The sequence below is a fragment of the Streptomyces sp. NPDC127197 genome, assembly GCF_042672405.1.
In the GTDB taxonomy this organism is placed as follows: domain Bacteria; phylum Actinomycetota; class Actinomycetes; order Streptomycetales; family Streptomycetaceae; genus Streptomyces; species Streptomyces flavusporus.
This window is the reverse complement of sequence record NZ_JBHXVG010000122.1, coordinates 1-2,684: the sequence shown is the minus strand read 5'-3', so window position 1 is coordinate 2,684 and position 2,684 is coordinate 1. Positions and strand designations below refer to the sequence as shown.

Here is a 2,684-nt window from a genome sequence, read left to right as displayed (position 1 = left end):
GCGGCAGAAGGTTGAAAGCCACACCCGACGCCCCTGGGTGGGCCAACCATACGAAGGGCTCGCCCGGTCCCAGAGAAGAACGTAGGGAAGGTTGAGTGCCGAGTTGTTCTGGCTCGGTCAGTCGTGACGAGCGAGCTTGATCGCGGAAAGCAGCAGGATCACGGCCAGCAGGGGGATGAGGACCGCATCCGGGAACACGCCGAGCAGCAGGCCGCCTAGCAGCGATCCGACAATCGAGCCCGCAGCCATGGTCACGGTGAAGCGGAGATTCGCGCCGAGGACGGCGAAGCTGCCGTCGCGGCTGTAGCGGGCGAAGGCGACGAGCATGGTGGGCAGCGAGATGAGCAGGGAGAGGCTGCCCGCGGTTTTGATGTCCTGTCCGAACAGCAACACGATCGTCGGGATCAGCAGCTCGCCTCCGGCCACGCCCATGATCGCCGCGACGACGCCGATGCCGAAGCCAGCCACGACTCCGCAGGGCACCTGGGCCCACAGCGGCAGCGCGAGCGTGCCCAGGGGGGTGGTGTGCGTGACGACCAGGGCGGCAGCCATGAGCACCATCAAGGCCGCCAGCACCTTGTAGAGGGTGGCGCTGCGCATGCGTACTGCCCAGGACGCTCCGGCCCACGCCCCGAGCAGGCTGCCGGCCAGCAGATTGACCGCGACCGGCCAGCGGGCGGCGACCTCGCTGGCCGGGACTGCCGCCAACCGGGCGGGCAGCGCGGCTACGACCACGACCAGGCTCATCGCCTTGTTCAGGATGACCGCCGAGAGCGCGGCGAACCCGAAGAGGCTGATGAGCAGCGGCAGGCGGAACTCGGCACCGCCCAGCCCGATCATCCCGCCCAGCAGGCCGATGGCCGCTCCCGCGCCGAACACCACGGGTGCCGCGTGTGTGGGGCGGAGAGGAACAAGGTTCTGGTCGGCGGTCATGGTGGGCATCCTCGCCGGTGGTCACCCGCGCCCGCTACAGCGTGATCTCACCTTCAGGTGAAGGCACCTGCTGCCTGCTCAGGGCTCGTCCAGATCTCCGAACGCGGGCACCATGTCCGCCCCGCCGATCAGCCTGCTCAACCTTCCCTACGTTGTTCTGCGGGAGGCGGTGAGCCCTTCGTATGGTTCACCCACCCAAGGGCGCCGGGTGTGGCTTTCAACCTTCTGCCGCTTGTGGCTCGCAGTGATTGGCCGCTCGGCGCCCCACGACGACTCGGCTGCCAATTAGGAATTGCGAATGATCGCTCCGTAGGGAATCGACAGCGAGGTCGTCCGTGGGAGGGACCAGCAGCACACCGCACGGAGGCACAACTTGGCCGCGATCTGGGCCGGCATCGACGCAGGCAAAACCCACCACCACTGCGTCGCGATCGACGAGGGCGGCCGTCGGCTGCTGTCGCGACGCGTCACCAACGACGAGCCCGAACTGCTTGAACTCCTCGCCGATGTCCTGGCGTTGGGTGACGAGGTGACCTGGGGAATCGACCTTGCCGACGGCGGAGCCACTCTGGCCATCGCGATCCTCCTCAACCACGACCAGACGGTGCACTACATCTCCGGCCGGTCCATCCACCGGGCCTCCGAGGGCTACCGCGGCGAGGGCAAGACCGACGCCAAGGACGCTGCGGTCATCGCCGACCAAGTCCGTGTCCGTCGCGACCTGCACCCATTACGCGCAGGCGACGACGCCGTCATCGACCTGAAGATCCTCACGGGCCGCCGCATGGACCTGGTCGCAGACCGCACCCGCACGGTCAACCGGCTCCGTGCCCAGTTGGCCGGCATCTTCCCCGGCCTGGAACGGGCCTTGGACCTCACCAGCACCGGCCCGCTCACCCTGCTGACCGGCTACCAGACGCCAGCCGCCATCCGCCGGATCGGCGCCAAGCGGCTGGAGACCTGGCTGCGCAACCGCAAGGTCCTTCGCGCCGACCGGATCGCCGGGATAGCCGTCCAAGCCGCCGAGCGCCAGCACACCAGCCTCCCCGGCGAGAAGCTCACTGCCCAGCTGGTGCACACGCTGGCCAAGGAGGTGATGGCTCTCAACCAGCAGGTCGCCGAGCTCGACAAGGCCATTGAGGCCCGGTTTCGCGAGCACCGCACCTTCGATGTGATCACCAGCATGCCCGGCTTGGGCATCATCCTCGGCGCCGAGTTCCTGGCCGCGACCGGCGGCGACATGAGCATCTTCGGCACACCCGACCGGCTCGCCGGCTTCGGCGGTGTCGCACCGGTCCCCCGCGACTCCGGCAAGATCAGGGGCAATCTGCACCGCCCCCAGCGATACAACCGCCGCCTCCAGCGCGTCTTCTACACCTCCGCACTCTTCAGCATCCGAAACTGCGAGGAATCCCGACGGTTTTACGATCGCAAGCGCGCCGAGGGCAAACGTCACACCCAAGCCGTCCTCGCCCTCGCCCGCCGCCGTGTCAACGTCCTCTGGGCCCTGCTACGCGACGGACGGTGCTACGAGCACACGCCGCCCATCGCTCTCGCGGCTTGACAGACGGCATTAGGAATCCCTGCGAGAGGTCACTCACCGTCGTGGAAGTAGTAGGCCTCGGCGCGCGGCGCATTCCGTCACCTTGGGAGCACCATTTCGTCGGTTCGTGTGTCCTGAACGCAAGGAGGAGTTCTATGTAGGAAGAGCGCCTTATTGCGGTGCTGCGTGGAAGATGAAGGATCTGGCC

At 67.4% G+C, this 2,684-nt stretch carries 2 protein-coding genes; one reads left to right on the top strand and one right to left on the bottom strand.

Going from position 1 to position 2,684, the window contains the following annotated elements; translation table 11 throughout:
• Positions 1-117: 117 nt before the first annotated feature.
• Positions 118-933 (bottom strand): sulfite exporter TauE/SafE family protein, encoded by an 816-nt coding sequence (locus ACFVJQ_RS45800; RefSeq protein ID WP_385791915.1) that lies wholly within the window; start codon positions 931-933, stop codon positions 118-120.
• A 373-nt stretch (positions 934-1,306) separates the two neighbouring features.
• Here ACFVJQ_RS45800 and ACFVJQ_RS45795 point away from each other — a divergent pair, with 373 nt between their 5' ends.
• On the top strand, positions 1,307-2,497 hold the full coding sequence (locus tag ACFVJQ_RS45795; RefSeq protein ID WP_385791913.1) for an IS110 family transposase: 1,191 nt from the start codon (positions 1,307-1,309) through the stop codon (positions 2,495-2,497).
• Positions 2,498-2,684: the final 187 nt, after the last annotated feature.